13 protein-coding genes are annotated in these 16,944 nt (G+C 42.3%); 11 read left to right on the top strand and 2 right to left on the bottom strand.

The genetic code is table 11. The features are described 5' to 3' along the window. The first annotated feature begins 149 nt into the window (after positions 1-149). From DWZ56_RS00435 to DWZ56_RS23710, 4 genes are all read left to right on the top strand, one after another. Positions 150-3,227 (top strand): SIR2 family protein, encoded by a 3,078-nt coding sequence (locus tag DWZ56_RS00435; protein ID WP_147369364.1) that lies wholly within the window; start codon positions 150-152, stop codon positions 3,225-3,227. A 28-nt stretch (positions 3,228-3,255) separates the two neighbouring features. Continuing rightward, positions 3,256-4,305: a hypothetical protein gene (locus DWZ56_RS00430; RefSeq protein WP_118554414.1), complete on the top strand. Its 1,050-nt coding sequence runs from the start codon at positions 3,256-3,258 to the stop codon at positions 4,303-4,305. Positions 4,306-4,746: 441 nt separating this feature from the next. Beyond that, the gene (locus DWZ56_RS23715) at positions 4,747-5,052 is read left to right on the top strand and encodes a DUF1016 N-terminal domain-containing protein (RefSeq protein WP_330424811.1); all 306 of its coding nucleotides are present in this window, start codon (positions 4,747-4,749) and stop codon (positions 5,050-5,052) included. A 7-nt stretch (positions 5,053-5,059) separates the two neighbouring features. Next, entirely contained in the window at positions 5,060-5,362 is a 303-nt protein-coding gene (locus DWZ56_RS23710) for a PDDEXK nuclease domain-containing protein (protein ID WP_330424810.1), read from the top strand. Positions 5,363-5,440: 78 nt separating this feature from the next. Here the strand turns inward: DWZ56_RS23710 and DWZ56_RS00420 are convergent, their stop codons facing one another. Beyond that, positions 5,441-5,764 carry a type II toxin-antitoxin system Phd/YefM family antitoxin gene (locus DWZ56_RS00420; RefSeq protein WP_118554413.1) on the bottom strand — a complete coding sequence of 108 codons (324 nt, stop codon included), beginning with the start codon at positions 5,762-5,764 and terminating at the stop codon, positions 5,441-5,443. A gap of 338 nt (positions 5,765-6,102) precedes the next feature. Between DWZ56_RS00420 and DWZ56_RS00415 the strand changes: the two genes are divergently transcribed. Further along, entirely contained in the window at positions 6,103-6,903 is an 801-nt protein-coding gene (locus tag DWZ56_RS00415; RefSeq protein ID WP_118554412.1) for an alpha/beta hydrolase, read from the top strand. Between the two features lie 80 nt (positions 6,904-6,983). Here DWZ56_RS00415 and DWZ56_RS00410 read toward each other — a convergent pair whose 3' ends face one another. Further along, a complete protein-coding gene (locus DWZ56_RS00410) occupies positions 6,984-8,540 on the bottom strand; it encodes an ABC transporter substrate-binding protein (RefSeq protein WP_118554411.1) in 1,557 nt (518 codons plus the stop codon). Between the two features lie 255 nt (positions 8,541-8,795). Here DWZ56_RS00410 and DWZ56_RS00405 point away from each other — a divergent pair, with 255 nt between their 5' ends. Genes DWZ56_RS00405 through DWZ56_RS00380 form a run of 6 tightly spaced genes read left to right on the top strand, consistent with a single transcriptional unit; the run spans position 8,796 to position 16,943 of the window. Next, the gene (locus tag DWZ56_RS00405) at positions 8,796-9,725 is read left to right on the top strand and encodes an ABC transporter permease (RefSeq protein WP_118554410.1); all 930 of its coding nucleotides are present in this window, start codon (positions 8,796-8,798) and stop codon (positions 9,723-9,725) included. Positions 9,726-9,749: 24 nt separating this feature from the next. Next, positions 9,750-10,637: a carbohydrate ABC transporter permease gene (locus DWZ56_RS00400; protein WP_118554409.1), complete on the top strand. Its 888-nt coding sequence runs from the start codon at positions 9,750-9,752 to the stop codon at positions 10,635-10,637. Positions 10,638-10,642: 5 nt separating this feature from the next. Beyond that, positions 10,643-12,106, top strand: coding sequence for a sucrose phosphorylase (gtfA, locus tag DWZ56_RS00395; protein ID WP_118554408.1), 1,464 nt, complete (start codon positions 10,643-10,645; stop codon positions 12,104-12,106). Positions 12,107-12,164: 58 nt separating this feature from the next. Next, positions 12,165-13,544 carry an MATE family efflux transporter gene (locus tag DWZ56_RS00390; RefSeq protein WP_118554407.1) on the top strand — a complete coding sequence of 460 codons (1,380 nt, stop codon included), beginning with the start codon at positions 12,165-12,167 and terminating at the stop codon, positions 13,542-13,544. 58 nt (positions 13,545-13,602) lie between these two features. After that, the gene (locus tag DWZ56_RS00385) at positions 13,603-15,342 is read left to right on the top strand and encodes a sensor histidine kinase (protein ID WP_118554406.1); all 1,740 of its coding nucleotides are present in this window, start codon (positions 13,603-13,605) and stop codon (positions 15,340-15,342) included. Then, positions 15,339-16,943 (top strand): response regulator transcription factor, encoded by a 1,605-nt coding sequence (locus DWZ56_RS00380; RefSeq protein WP_118554405.1) that lies wholly within the window; start codon positions 15,339-15,341, stop codon positions 16,941-16,943. Before DWZ56_RS00385 ends, DWZ56_RS00380 begins: the two co-directional genes overlap by 4 nt. The last annotated feature ends 1 nt before the right edge of the window (position 16,944 follow it).

The following is a 16,944-nucleotide window of genomic DNA, read 5'->3' as shown; positions in this document are numbered from 1 at the left end:
GCAAAAGGGATACTCAGGGGCAAAAGTAGAAAGTCAAAAGGGCCTTTTTTCTTGCTCTTTTTCAGATAGTAAAGTGCAGGTGGATGTGGTAGAATATTATAAAGTCTTTAGATATCCGTTTTAAGATACAGTTTTGTGGGGTGACAAAATTGAAAAAATATACGATCAGCAATGTTATAAGTAGTTTTTCGGTAAAACCGAATGGGAGTATGTCCATGCTTTTGGGCGCAGGAGCATCTATATCTTCTGGCATTATGTCAGGAGGGCAAATGGTATGGGATTTTAAGAGAAAAATCTATTGTATAGAAAATAAGATTTCTGAGGCTGCGTTCCAGGATATGTCAAAGGAAACTGCACAAAGGGAAATACAAGTCTACCTTGATGCAAAGGGAGAGCATCCAAGATTATACTCAACGGAAGAATATTCTCATTATTTTGAGTATTTGTTTGGAAATAGTAGGGACAGAGACTTGTATATACAAAGCAAAGTGAAGAATGCAACGCCCTATTTGGGATATCTCTGTTTGGGCGCATTAATTATCGAAGGACGTATAAATTTTTTAAGTACGACTAATTTTGATGATTTGATTAAAGCTGGTGCGTATGCTATCGATGCGGGGCATTCTATAAAAATAATATCTTCTGCTATTGAGAATAGTGTAGGATTTAACTTAAATGATGGGCTTCCTACAATATTGAAACTGCACGGAGATTATTTGGTAGATCATTTAAAGAATACATCGGAAGAATTGCGCGTACTGGAAAATTCTATTAATTTAAAGCTTCAAGACGTATTGCGTGAAAGAGGACTTATCGTAGTTGGATATGCAGGAAATGACAATTCAGTAATGACTGTATTAGAGGAAATAGTGAATCAAAATGGTTTGCCATATGGAATAATTTGGTGTAAACCTAAAAACTCTGTTTTAAGCGCACGTGCTGAGAAGTTCATGGAATTTGCTTGTTCTAAAAATGAGCAATCCGGTATTGTGGATATTGATAGTTTCGATGATTTAATGTACAGATTGTATTTGACAATGGGAAAGTCATATAAGGAAATTGACGAAAGGTGGAAAGATCCGGATTATATTAAACCGATTTTATTTGGAGGATTGAAAAAGAGAAATGTATTTACAAAGACAAACACATTTGAAACAATAGAATATCCAGAAAAAAGTTATGCGTTTGAAACAACTATTACATCTTGGAAAGAATTGAGGAACTATCTAAATAATTCAGATAGAATTGTGGCTGCTTTATTCAAGGGTAAAGTATGGGCTTTTGGGGATAAGGTGGAAGTGCAGAAGACTTTTGAAAAAGTATTAAAATCAGATATAGAAATGCAAAAATTCCCGGAAGATTGGATACAAAAAGATTATTCATTTGTCTGGAGTATGTATTATGATTTGATTAAATTGACATTAATCTCAAAAGGACTAATGTGTTTTGGAAAAAACAAATTTTTTGATCCAAATGTAAGCATAAAGGAGAATGGAAATATAATTTATGATGCAGTTGAGGTGTTCTTGTCATGTGTCGGTAGGAAAATACTCTTAACTATTTTACCAACATTCTACATTGAAAAAGACAACAGGAAACCTATGGATAGATTGCATAAACAGAAAGTTATTAATTTTCATATTTCAAAATTGTATAATCCAGATGTTAGCCAACGCATAAATGACTGGACAAAAAGATTATGTTTCAATAAGGAATTGGCTTTTAGAATCGCAGGATTTGTTTTGGAATTAAATAAAATTGTATACACAAGTGGAGGTGTTGGCAGGAAGGAATCATGGCCAGAGATTCAATGTTTTCAATGCGAAGAACCGAAGATGTGTTTTTCCGTAGATGATGCAAGTAAAGTTGCAGTTAATCAATTGAAAGGTTTAGTTAATTATGGACCTATAGAACGTCTGAAAAATGGATCAAGTTTGGATAGCATAAAATTAGCAGTTTTAACTCCAGATCAGACACATCAGGAAGTCATAACACATTTGGAAAAACTAAAGCAACAATATGTCACAAATTTGAAACAGGAACGGTATTTTTTACCAGAATACTTGGGATTTGAGAAGATATTTAGGCGTGATATAGATATTCCGAGCATTAATGATAACACGAGATTTAGAACTTATAATTTGAATGCGGTAGTAAAATTAGATGCGATTACATTTTATAAAGGGTTGACCCGGTATATTAACGTGTTTGCAAAAAATCTGATGTCATTTGATGTATTGGTAATATATATTCCGAGCTGTTTGGCACACCTGCGAGAAATAAAAAACGAATCAGTATATTTTGATTTGCATGATTCATTAAAACTATATTGTGCGGACAAAGGAATGGTTGTGCAATTGATTGAGGGAAAATCTGCGATACCTGATAAAAATAATGATTCAGCAAAGATAATGTGGGGGTTATCTACTGGGCTTTATTCTAAAGCAGTTGGACGCTTATGGAAACCTGCAATATATAATAAAAATACTGCTTTTGTAGGGCTTAGTTATGTGCAATCAGTCAATAATGGCGAAAAAATTTCTATTGGATGTAGCCAATTATTTGATGCAGAAGGGAATGGTATGCGGTTATATCTGAGGCCTTTGAAAAATCCGCAGTATATTCAGAAAAATCCTTTTATGAGAAATGAAGATGCCTGCACATTGATGTTAAATTTAAAAAAATTATATGATGATTCTGTTCCAACATATGACTTAAAAAGAGTGGTAATTCATAAAACAACCTTTTTTACGGAAGAGGAGATGGAGGGAATTACGCGCGGTTTGGCTGGAATAGACGATATCGAATTATTGCAGATACAAGAATATACACCTTGGAGAGCAATACGATTTAATTCATCTGACATGAAAGACATATCAAAGTTTCCTATACAGCGGGGAACTGTTATTCAGTTAAACAAAAATACGTTTTTGATTTGGACACATGGAGCTGTACAGGATGATGAGTTGGCTGGAAGGAACATGAATTATTATAAAAATGGTCGAGGGATTCCAGCACCGCTTTTGGTGAAACGGTTTATGGGAAAATCTGATGGAGCAACTTTAGTAAATGAGATAATGATGTTGACAAAGATGAATTGGAATAGTGGGGATAGTTTTTATAAGGTTCTGCCAGTTACTTTGGATTTTGCTAAGATGCTTTCACAGGTAGCAAAGCAAGATGTAGTTATTTATGATAAGCCATATGATTTCAGATATTTTATGTAAAGGCTTATGGCAATAAAAAGGAATGTACATGCCAAAGTTAATTGATATACCAGAAGGAACGGATGTTGTTGATGTTCGCAAAAAAATGAATAAATTGCTTTCAACAGCACGAAACAGTGCGAAGCCAGATAAATGTATCTTATGTGGAAAACTCCAGACAAGTTTTTGCAATTCACATTCAGTTCCGCAATTATCTCTTAGAAATATTGCTGATAATGGAAAAGTTTTGCATGCTTCATTGTTGATGGGAATAGATGTTGTAGATATTGAAAAAGGGGTAAATAATTCAGGTACATTTCATTTTATTTGCAATGAATGCGATGGAACTTTTTTTCAAGATTATGAAGATGAGCAGAATTTGAAATCAATACCAACTGATAAAATGCTTGCAGAAATTGCTGTAAAGAATATATTGTTGCAGTTGAGTAAAAGGGGACAGGAAAAAGAGCTTTACCGAGAACTACAGAAACAATTTCATGCGTATTCTAACTTAGAAAATTTAGAGGGAATTAAGGAATTAGACGTAAGAGATTACGAAGAGGAATTACAGTTCCATAAGGACATTGCCGATAACAATATTTCAGGAGGATACCAAATACTATATTGGTCAGTGTTGCCTTATAAAGTTCCGATTGCAACACAGAGTGCTATTGCCTTGTCAAAAGATTTTGAAGGAAATGAAATTAATAATATTTTTGATATTTCCGAATCAGTAAGAATGCAGTTTATGCACTTGGCAATTTTACCGTTAAAGGAAGAGAGCGTTGTCTTGGCTTTTTATCATAAAAGGGATAAATTATATAGAAAACTGAGACACCAGATAAATAGCTTATCAGAGCAAAAAATTCTTCAGTTTTTGAACTACATAATATTTGCATATACGGAGAATTATTTTATTTCTAAGACAATCCAATCGGCTATAGAATCAAATGACAAACTAGCAGAATTGGGGCAAGAAAATTCAGGGTATCCTAATTTGGGATTCTTAGGACCAGATAATCTTTTTGGAATGGGCTACCAGCCAGTCGGTATGGATAAGATACCAAATTTTCTGGATTGTAGTTGGGCAGTTACATAAGAATATAGAAGCATTTTTGATGAGACAGGGAGGTAATAATCTACTCTTTAAGAGGGGCATAAATCTTTTAGCGAAAGGTTTCAGTTTCGCTATTTAATATAAGAAGTAACTTTCACCGCATGTTGAAACCGTTTGCCTGCTGGTACGGAAACTTTGATTCTAGGCGGGTTTGCGGGATTATTTGGGGAAAATGGAGTTGTGTTTTTGCGGAAGGTGAGATGGGTAAGTTTCCGCAGATAGGGGGACGGGGATAACGCCGGATGGTTCAAAAATGAGGATTTTGTCGGGCGAAAGATACAATCTGGCAAAACCCCTACGTTTTGGCAAAAGATATATTGCATGGAGAAAACTAAACTCTGTAACAGTACAATTATCAAGTCCTAATTATATCATTATTGTAGCAATGAAAAAGCATATAATATCCTTAAAGGAAAAAAATACATGAGACAGTTTTATCTGACATTTCCAAATAGTCACGCACTGCGTGACGAATTGAGTTGGACACATTATCGACTGCTTATGCGCGTGGAAAATGAAAATGCCCGTGAATTCTATACAGAAGAAGCAATAAAATCAAATTGGAGCACACGGCAGTTGGAAAGGCAAATTAATTCTTTCTTTTATGAAAGGCTGCTATCCAGTCAAAATAAGGAAAAGGTTACAGAAGAAATCCAGAAATTGGAGCCTGCAAAAGTTCCAGAGGATATTATATGGGCGACATTTCAGAATAGACCTTGTTTTTTATAATTATATTTTGAAATGCTTTGTATTAATTGATTTAAAAATTGGAGATTTGACACATCAGGATTTGGGGCAGATGCAGATGTATGTACATTATTATGAACGTGAATTGATGAATGAAGGAGATAATCCACCCATAGGAATTGTGCTTTGTGCGGATAAAAGTGAATCTGTAGTAAAGTATACGTTGCCGGAAAATGAAACACAGATTTTTGCTTCAAAGTATAAACTATACCTTCCAAGCGAAGAAGAACTGTTACAAGAATTGCAAAGAGAGTATAGAGCATTGGAATATGATAAAGAAAAATCAAATTAACTTTACTTCAAGATAGTGTAATTTTGGTGGAGGGGTAAATATCAGCCAGTGCTTCGGGGATGAAATTAATCTGGTAGCTCATTCGATATCCAATTCCTCCGCTTCTTTAATTTCGGCATCGGAGATTCCAAGGTCAGCCATTGCATCATGTAAAGGAACTGTGTGTTCCAGACTGCCGCCAGCGATACGTTCCTGTGCCAGCATGAGAAGACGGTAGTCTTCTTCGATGTCAGACAGGCGTTCGTATTCTTTGGGAGAAAGGATGACCGCAGACGGAGCATTGTTTTTTAGAACAATAAGCTGGCGTTCGGTTCGCAGGCGGTCAAAAATCTTGGAAGCCTGCCCTTTGTTAAACTGGGTGACAGAAACAAGACTGTTCATTACATCAGCAGTGATAGCCATTTGTGATTCCTCCTTTAATAATAATGTAATTTTAATGATATAGTGCTGGGGAGGGGAGATCTGAATCTCCAGAACTCCATCTTCTGGAAAACGCTGTCCTCTCAAACGTAAATTTTCACAGTTTTCCAAAGAGGTGATAGGGAACGTCATTCCAACCTATACTTACATATAAAACATCAGAACACGATGCCTAAAGTTAAAAAAGTCAGAAATACAACATATTACAGTTCCCAAAACAATATTTATTTACAGTACAGCATGATATTCTTCTCTATGTGGATACTGTTTTTGGTAATTTACCAATCCGACAAAAAACTTAAATATGGAGGACGATTCTGATGGCAGTGATCAAAATGAATTTTTTCTCTGCGACACTTGGAATGCAAACCAATGTGACAATCTGCCTGCCAACTTTCAGCATTCGGGACGGTATGAAGGGACTCACATACAGCGATGTCTACATGCCGGGAAGGAAGTATCAGGTTCTGTGGCTGCTGCACGGCGGAACGGGAGATGACAGCGATTATCTCCACTATTCCAATATTGCACGTTATGCGGAGGAACATAAGCTGGCGGTGGTAATGCCGGCTGACTACAATGCGCTCTATACGGATGATCCAAAAGGCGCCAAATACTTTACATATGTGGCAGATGAGCTGCCAAAGCTTCTGAATGCGGTTTTTCCGTTTTCGGATAAACGGAAGGATAATTTCATTGCAGGACTGTCCATGGGATCAACCGGCGCTTTTAAACTGGCTGTGGCATTTCCTGAAAAGTACTGCGCCGCGCTGTGCATGTCCGGCTGCGCCCGGGGACCTTCCAATCCAAAGGATGGGATTGCCCACAGCCCTGTTCCACCGTTTATTACCGGAGATCCGAGAGGAGTAGACGACGCATGGAACTATGTTGAAGAGCAGGTAGAACGTGGGAAATCGATGCCTCGATTTTTTCTGACCTGCGGCTCGGATGATACGCTTGCTTATCTCGATTATACAACCAGTGTAGACCGTTTGAAAACACTGGGGCTGGACGTTTTTTATGAGGAGGTTCCGGGGTATCAGCATGAGTGGGATTTCTGGGATTTGTCTCTGCAAAAGGCCATTTGCTCTTGGCTGCCGATCCTTCACCGTGAAGTTTAGAAAAAAGGCTTAAATTGTCTGGCTGACAGACATTTAAGCCTTTTTTATATAACGTATTGCTAATGCTGCGCAAGCAGTCCTCACCGTTTACTTGCCAGCCAGGCGTCCAGCTGCGCCTGCTTTTCTGCGATAATGGCATCGATGCCGGCATCCTTCAGGGCCTTTTGGAAGACGGGAAGAACTTCATCGATGGCGACTTCTCCGTTAATGAGCGGAAGATAGTATTGTGCGATCACATTTGCACATGCGGCCATCTGATCTGCGATGGGCTCTGTATCGCATACGAAGCCAAGCGCCTTGGAGGGAATCGCGGACTTGTTTGCAGCGACTACATTTTCATTGTAGTTAGGGCTGGCGCTGTTCCATTGGGGCAGTTGGAAGCTGTTGGGAAGGAAGGAGCCGTTTCCGGAATTCCAGCCAACGGTTCTGCCTGTTTCTCCTTCGGGGAAGCTTAGCTGTCCGGCATCGTCGTACACATAATCCTTCCCCTCAATACCGTTTGCAATGAGCATCGCACATTCGGGATCGGTGTAAAGCGCATTGAGCAGACGGACGGCGGCATCGGGATTCTGGCAGAACGGAGAGACATGCCACAGGCAGAGCGTAACGTTACCGGTCGTCATATATCTGTCGGTGAATTCTGCACCCACAATGTCTTCACCAAATTGCTGCGTGAAATTCATGTTATACAGCGAATCCTCAATATTCCAGCTATACCCGATCGTACCGTCAACTATACCGTTTTCAAGACTGCCCAGATTGGTTTCGTCATTGCTCATGGAGTTCGGGGAGATGATGCCATGCTCCTTCCAGATCTTGACGTTGTCGAGGAAGTGTATAAAGTATTCGGATTCATAATAATTTTCCACGGTAGTGCTGTTTAATGGGTCGGTGATTACACCGAGATAGTTGGTATCCCCTAAATTGTCGATATCCTTGGGCTCAAAATAGGATACGGTTGCTCCGGGAATGAAATATTTGTCCGGGTTTGCATCTTTCAGTTTGACCAGTGCTTCGGTGAGGGTATCCAGAGAGTTTACCTTATCCCAATCAATGCCGGCTTTATCAGAAGCAGATTTCCGGACCATGTAGTTGTCCGAGATGGCCCAGGTGTTGATTGCCGGCAATGCATATAGCTTTCCGTCAATCCGGCAGCAATCCAGAACCGCTTCCGGATAGATGGACAGAAGCTCCATTGTTTCGGGAGCATTGGCGTCCAGATAGTCATCGAGCGCAATCGCCTGACCGTTGGAAACCAATGTGCTCATAGGCTGATAGATAAAGGATGTGTAAACATCAAATGCGTCGTCGCCGCCGGTCAGGGCCAGATTCATCTGCGTTTGCAGGGATGCCATTTGAATCAGAACGATATCAATTTTAACGTGATATTTTTCGCTTAAAATGGCGTTCATGGCATCCTCGACTTCCTGCTCGTTGCGGCAGTCGGACCAGAGCTGGTTTAAACCCAGCCGGATTACGGGAATTTCCTCGTCTGAAGCAGATCCGGACGTTGCGGATGTTCCCTCTGTTCTGGAAGCTTCGGTGGTTGGGGGCTGTGTTTGCGCCGTACAGGAACAAAGCGTGCCGAAGATCATAAGGGCGGCAGAGATCAGTGCAAGGCTTTTTTTGACGTTCATTTTATTTTCCTCCTATAGTGTGCCATTTACATGGCTTCCAGTTAAAAAATAGCATGTTTTCGTATTACGGTTCTATCACTTTTTCAGAAGAAAATATCATTTTTTTGACTTCCGTGCTTTTGCACAAGTATTCGCATCAGAAAAGTGACACTGTTAAGCAGAATAATGTATGGAAGAAGGAATTTGGTATCTGATAGAATAAAAACAGCACAAAAACACAAAAAAACCCGTAAGGGGAATACCGGAGGAGTAAAAATGCCGAAACAAAAGAACAGAACCCTCACAAAAATGAGGAGGTATTGGTCGCTGTATTTGATGCTGGTACCCGGCATCCTTTATCTGATCGTGAATAATTACCTGCCTTTGTTCGGGCTGACCATCGCTTTCAAGAAGGTGAACTATGCGGTTGGAATATTGAACAGCGAATGGTGCGGACTGAAGAATTTTTCGTTTTTGTTCTCGACCAAGGAAGCGTTTCTCATGTTCCGCAACACCATTGGCTATAATCTGGCTTTTATTTTTATTGGCAATGCGTTCGGTCTGCTGATCGCAATCACAATGGATACCGTTAAGAACCGCTTTTTCAAAAACGTCAGCCAGATTATTATCCTGTTTCCGTATCTTTTGTCCATTGTAATAGTTACTTATATCGTATTCTCCTTTTTAAGTCCCAGCAGCGGCTTTATGAATCAGACAATTCTGCGTTTCTTTGGTATGGAACCGGTTAGCTGGTATAACAATCCAAAACCGTGGCCTGTTATTTTGGTCATTGTTTATATTTGGATGTCCTTTGGCTATACCTCGATCTTGTACTATTCCACGCTGATCGGTATAGACAAATCGCTCTATGAAGCGGCGGCTATGGATGGTGCAGGTTCCTGGCAGCAGATAAAAAATGTGACCATACCCTGCATGAGGAAGATCATCATTATTATGTTTATTCTCGCAATCGGAAAGATCTGTTACTCCGACTTCGGCCTTTTTTATCAGGTTCCCATGCACAGCGGGATGCTACAAAATGTGACACAGACAATTGATACCTACGTGTATACGGCCTTACTTGAGCAGAACAATATAAGCCGTTCCGCTGCCGCCGGATTTCTTCAGTCCATGCTGGGCTTTGTCCTGGTGCTCATCACCAATAAAATTGTGAATAGATTCGACAGTGAAAGCGCTATGTTCTGATCCGTGAGAAAGGAGGGGTAACAGATGATTACCAAAAATAAAGTATTGATATTTGCAGCATATGTTCTCCTGACCATTGTGACGCTGTCCGCAGTCATTCCGCTGCTGATCCTGATTGGAAGCTCCTTTTCATCGGAAGAAGCACTGGTGAAATATGGATATTCCATTTTCCCAAGAGACTTCACGCTGGCTACCTACCAATATTTATGGGCGGCAAAGGACGGTGTGTTAAGAGCGTATAAAATGAGTATAATCGTAACGGTGGTTGGCGTCCTTGCTTCGGCAGTGATGACAGTCCTGTTTGCCTACCCGCTGTCTAGAAGGGATTTGCCGGGAAATCGGATAATCTCATTTTTTCTGTTTTTCACAATGCTGTTTAATGGTGGATTGGTACCTACCTATATGGTGTATACGAGGCTCCTTAACATTAAGGATACCATATTTGCGTTGATTGTCCCCGGGCTTCTCATGAACGCGTTTTATGTCATTATGATGAGAACTTACATCCATTCCAATATCTCTGATGATATTCTGGAAGCAGCAAAAATTGATGGGGCAAGTGAGTTTCGGTGCCTTACAAAAATTGTCGTTCCGCTTAGCAAGCCCATTATCGCAACAATTTCTTTAATGTCCACCATTGCTTATTGGAATAACTGGCAGAACGGTATGTATTATATCCAATCTAAAACCGGTCTGCTGGGAATTCAGAACTTCCTGATGACAGTTATGAACAGCACTACGGCGCTGAAATATGAGCAGGTAAGCGGAACCGTATTTGACCATTCCGCAATCCCGGCCACGGGCGTTCGCATGGCATTGGCCGTTGTGGCGGTTCTGCCGATTCTGCTCATTTACCCGTTTTTCCAGAAATCGTTTGTTAAAGGCATTACTTTGGGCTCTGTGAAAGGATAACGAATATGAAACAATTGGAAAATAAAATTATGCTGATCACCTACCCGGACAGCCTGGGGGGCAGTCTGCGCAGCCTGGAAGCTGTGGTGAACCGGTATTTAAAGGATGCGGTTGGCGGAATCCATATTCTCCCGTTTTATCCTTCATCCGGAGATCGGGGGTTTGCTGTGGTGGAGTACGGCCGGGTGGACCCGGCATGGGGCACGTGGGAGGACATAGACCGCCTGGCCGATCGGTATGCCCTGGCCGCCGATTTCATGCTCAATCATATCTCCTCACAATCGAAGGAGTTCAGGGACTATATGGCAAAGGGCGATGATTCCGAATACAAGGACATGTTTATCCGCTGGGATGAGTTTTGGCCGGACGGGGAACCGTCACAACAGGAGCTGGACGCACTTTACCGCAGGAGACCGGGCGGCGGACCGTTTCACATTTATATCCGGGATGATGGCAAAGAGGTAAAGCTTTGGAACACATTCTTTGAGCAGCAGGTGGATATCAATCCGTTTTCTAAAGCAGCACAAGATTACTACGATAGGAATTTGGGCGAAATTTCGAGACATGTCCCCCTCATCCGGTTTGATGCATTTGCTTATGCAAGCAAAAAGCCTGGAACCTCCTGTTTCTTTGTGGAGCCGGAGATTTGGGATGTGCTGGACATAGCGATGAAACCGCTTCGGAAAACCGGGACACAGATGCTTGCGGAGATTCACGAAAACTACAGAATTCAGCAGAAAATGGCAGAACGGGGATACTGGGTTTATGATTTTGCGTTGCCTATGCTGCTGCTTCACGCCACTATTACGGGGCGTTCCGACAGATTGATCCATTGGATGAACATCTGCCCCAGAAATCAGTTCACTACATTGGACACGCATGACGGAGTAGGTGTGATCGATGCGGCCGGATTGCTGGAGGAAGAGGAAATTGAGACGGTGGCGGAGAAAGTGGAATCCCGCACAGCTTTGGCACAAAAGTATATCCAAAACGGCAGCATGATCCGCAAGGGAGGAAAGAAAGCGGTCAGATACCAGTTGGCAGGTACATTTTACAGCATCATGGACTGCAATGACGAGACCTATCTGCTGGCGCGCGCGGTACAATATTTTGCTCCGGGAATTCCCCAGGTTTATTATGTCGGGATGCTTGCCGGTGAAAATGACATTGAATTTGTCAAAAATGGCGGCGAGGGAAGAGGGCTGAACCGGCATAATTACACGATTCCGGAGATAGAGCAGGCAGTTATGCGTCCTGTAGTCCAAAGACTGTTGAAGCTATCGAAATTTCGTAATTCTCATCCTGCTTTTTCCGGAGATTTTTGGGTGGACGGCAATCAAAATGACGGAATCCTCCATATTGTGAGAACCTGCAGCGCAGAGAGAGCAGAATTGATTGCGGATTTTTCGGTGAACCGTTTCAAGATTCTGTTTTCGGAAGCGGGGAAAATGCAGGAATTCATCCTGTAGACCTGGTACTGCCGTTTTGGGCTATCATTTCATAAGACTGTGAGGATGGGAAAGAAAAATGAGGATTCAGGACAAAATTATAACAGACAGAGAGTTCTATCAAAAAGTGATGCGGATTTTTATTCCGGTGATTCTGCAGAGCTGCATCAATCAGGGCGTTAACATGATGGATACCATCATGGTCGGTTCTTTGGGAGATGTTGCCATCTCGGCCTCCTCCCTGGCGAATCAGTTTTACTCTTTTTTTAACTGCTTATGTATGGGCGTGAGCGGAGCCGGCCTGATCCTGACTTCCCAATGCTGGGGTGCATCCAGGAAAAGCGCGGTGCTTCGTATTTTTGACCTGCTCCTGCAATTGACAGTGATGTTCGGAATCCTTTTTGCTGTTGTCTCTGCAGCAGTTCCGGATAAAATTATGTCGCTCTACTGCGATGACGCGGATGTCATCCGTGAGGGAACGATCTATCTTAGGATCACTTCACTTGTCTATATTCCCCACGGAATCAGTATGGTGATGGCCAATGTCATGCGTTCGGTAGGAAATGCGCGCCTTGGCCTGTATACTTCTATTTTCTCGTTCTTCGTCAATATTGCCGGCAATTATGTGCTGATTTTTGGTAAGCTTGGATTCCCGGCAATGGGACTTGCAGGAGCGGCGGTCGGTACATTATGTGCCAGAGTTGCGGAACTGATTGTCTGTGCAGTATTTGTGCTGAAAATTGATAAAATTCTTTTATATCGTCCGGCAGGCATTTTTAAGCTGCCCGGAAAGAATTTGGTGCATGAATTTTTCCGCTTGGGTATACCGGTCATCATCGGGGATTTCCTGCTAGCTCTCTCCGCCAACGCGGTCAGCATGATCCTTGGACACATGGGAAAGGAATTCGTAAGCAGCTATGCGATTGTCCAGGTAATTGAACGGATGTGCACGATTGCATCCGGCGGTGCGGCAAGTGCAGCCGGGATCATGACAGGCCATGCAATTGGCGCGAAGCAGTATGAGAAAGCGCAGTCTGCCGGATTTACTTTCCTGCTGGTCGGCTGTGGCATAGGTCTGGTGGGCTCTCTGTTGATTCTTGTTTTAGGTGAATGGTCGATTTCTCTATACGCGGTGGGAGAAAAAACGGTTGAGATTGCAAGCTCCATGATGATTGCAAATTCCATTATTGTGATTTTCCAAATCATCCAGTCGGTTATGGGCAAGGGCGTCCTGCGCGGCGGCGGAGACAGTAAATTTGTGATGATTACAGATGTGGTCTTTCAGTGGTGCGCCTCTATTCCGCTGGGTTACCTTGTGGGGATTTATTTCCATATGTCTCCGTTTATTGTCCTGCTTGCGGTTCGTCTGGATTATATAATCAAAGCAATCATTTATATGTTCCGTCTCCGATCCGGGAAATGGATAAAAGAAACCAATATTGCACGCGAGCCTTCTTAACTTTACAAATATCCGGATCTGTTATAAAATGATTGCCATTGGCTAAGGGGGAAGCAATATGGGAAAAAAATCCGTTCAGAAACTGTTTGTCAGCGTATTTATGGTGATGATCGTCATTCTGTCTGTTTTAGCGGTTGCGTTTGGACTGTACGCCATTTCGGATGCGGAACGGGGAATCACGGTGGCGATGAGGCAGGAACTGGACAGAAGTATCCGGCAGCTGGAAAAGGATTTTGGTTCTATCTCGTCCTTTAACCGGGATATCGTGGCAAATGATACGGATTTTTTGATCCTGTCCCTGCCCCGCTGTACGGATGCCCAGCGCGTGGTTTCCGAATATAATATACGGCGAATCGTTCTGTCCAGAACACCGTCCTACAGTGCCACATTCATTATTGACTGTGTACATGACAGGGCGTTGTTTTTCTTTGGTGCGGACATGGATTACTTAACTCCTGCGGAAAAAATGGACAGCAAGAATGTGATGCAAGCGCTGGTGTCGGAAATGCCTGAATCGGAGTATGGCATGTGGAAAATGCTTGAATGCAATGGGCATGTGCTGGCGTATCATGTCAATGCATCCCGTTCGCTGTACCTGTGTTCTGTTGTGGATCTCAATGAATATTTGGAGTATAATCAGCCTGCTCTGGAACAAACTTACGGCGAGATTGTTGTCTATCAGGATGGGAAAGCCATCGTCAATGCATCCGCTTTGGAGAGCAGGGGCCTGTGCACAGAGGACTTGAATCGGGCGAAGACGGCACAGGGTATGCAGATTTGCAATATGTTTGTATATACGGAACCGATTGATTTCCTTCACGCAGGGATCAGTCTGATTACACCGGTGTCGGCCATTGTTTCATCACTGATGCCGCAAATCAGCTTTTTTGTTACGCTGATACTGCTGATCAATATCGTTACGCTGCTCTGTTATCGTTTTTTGAAGCGTGTCCTGTGTTTTCCGCTGCAGGAAATTGCAGCGATGTCTCAGCACCTGGAGGATAGCGTCTGTCCGGAGGAAATTCAAGCCAAAGATAAAGATACATATGTGGAGTTTGATCAGATTCGTAATGCACTGAATAATCTGCTCAACCAAAAGGTGGAGCTTGAATTGGCGAAGCAAAAAAAGGAAATGGCAGAGGAACATGCCATGCTCCAATACTACCAATTGCAAACCAGATCCCATTTCTTTTTAAACTGTTTAAAAAGCCTCTACAGTATGTCAGAAATAGGAGAAACCGGGAAAATGCAGATGATGATTTCTGCATTTTCTGCACATATGCGGTATATCTTTATGGATACGCTCTCGCTGATCACGCTGAAGGAGGAACTAAAAGAAGTTTCTGACTATCATAAAATAATCTCTGCTGATTTTCCCAGACCGTTTCTGCTTTATAATGATGTCCCAAATGAACTGCAAACCTGCAGGGTCCCCGGACTGCTGCTTCAGACACTGCTGGAGAATACATACAAGCATAACGGAAAAAACAGCGGAACACTCCTTTTTCAGATCGCAGCATCCAAGGTGGAAACGGAAGGAAAAACTTATCTGCGAATTCATGTTACCGATAACGGTGCGGGGTATACGCCACAGGCAATCAATGAATTAAACGCGGAGCCTGTCGGCGATTTTGATCAATACAATGTGGGAATCAACAACTTGAAGCGCCGAATGAAAATTATTTTTCAGGGGGATGGCCATATTGCGTTTTATAATGCGCCCAATTGCGGCGCTGTTACCGTAATTTATCTGCCGTTTATTTCAGAGGAAGCCAGAACAGAAAGGAACCCAAAATGACAGTTTTAATCGTTGACGATCAAACAAGCGTGCTTACCGGTCTGAAGGCCACGGTTGATTTTACTGGAATCGGAATTGACTGCGTAAAGACGGCGACAGGCGCAGAACAGGCAATGGAAATCTTCCAAACGATTCCGGTCGATATTTTGCTCACGGACGTGGAAATGCCGGGAATCAACGGACTGGCGCTGAATCAGATGGTAAAAGAGCAATATCCCGATACAGTAAGGATTCTATTGACATCACACGCAGATTTCTTCTATGCACAGGAAGGTGTGAGATTAGGATGCTTTGATTATTTGGTGCAGCCGGCGCCGGCGCATGCCATTGAGTCATCGTTGAAACGCGCAATCATCAAGCTTGAGAATGACCGGAAGACAAAAGCACTGGGAGAAATGGGACGGCGCTATGAGGCAAACAAGTATGCTTTTTTAAATACGATTTCTCAAAAATTATTATATAAAAATCCGAAGGACGTTGCGGAAGCAAGAGCAGAGCTTAGGGAGGCCGGCTACAGGATCCACGAAAAAACACCGACGCAGATTTTGATTATCAATAACTTTGAGTTTGCCTGCAATTCACAAAATGCACCGTCCGAAAAGGAAATCCGTGAGGCAATTGAGACAAGCGCGGAAACGGCAAAACTATCGCCAAAGCCGGAGCTTTTGCTGTTTATGGACCGGCACAGAAGGTTTCTGGTTCTCCTTTTTGACGAGGACGGCATCCGGCTGCCCATTCAGATGAGCAGGCTGGAAGATTTTTACCGGCAGCTTGGCTTGTGTCTGCCGGAAAAGCAGTTTGCATGCTATGTGGGGGAACTGTTTCCTCTTTGCGAGATTCGTAATGAGCTTGTTCGAATGGGAAATGATATGAGGAACAATATTGAGCATACGCCCGGTATTTTTGCAGTTTGTGCCGCCGGCGGGATTGAATCCATCCCTACTTCCTCAACGGAGTATATTGCAAGATGGAGCGAGATGCTGAAAAACCATTATGGGAGCGTGCTGAAAAAGGATATTTTCTCATATATTGACAGCAAATTCTCACAATACCCCAATAAGTATCAGAAACTGTGTGAACTCCATCAGCTTCTGACGCAGATGTTTTTTCGCTATTTTTATGATAACAGCATTGATGTGAATTCTCTGTTTAATGACACCCTGTCCTATGCCGACTATATGGAGAGCTATAATACTATAGAATCCCTTAAGAATGCAGTCAATTTTTTGATTTTGGCGGCGGAGGCAGGCAGTCAGACATTTCCGGAACTTGATTATGTGGAAAGAGCCAAAACATATATCATGGAAAACTTAAGTGAGACGCTGTCCGTTAAAGATGTCGCCAGGCACGTAAACTTAAGCCCAGAGTACTTTACCCGGTTGTTCAAACGGAACACAGGAACAAATATTAAGGATTTTATCATTGACTGCAAAATAATGGCAGCGAAGGATCTGCTGCAAAACTCCTCGCTGCCAATTACGATTATTGCGCTGGAACTGGGCTATAGTAATTTTCCATACTTTACCCAAATGTTCAAGAAGATCACAAATATGACCCCGAGCGACTTTCGCAGACAGAGCAGAAATAAGCCGGATTTCTGAT

This window comes from Lachnotalea sp. AF33-28 (genome assembly GCF_003477885.1).
Classification (GTDB): domain Bacteria; phylum Bacillota; class Clostridia; order Lachnospirales; family Lachnospiraceae; genus AF33-28.
The sequence above is the reverse complement of the archived record's forward strand: the minus strand, read 5'-3'. Positions and strand labels throughout refer to the sequence as shown.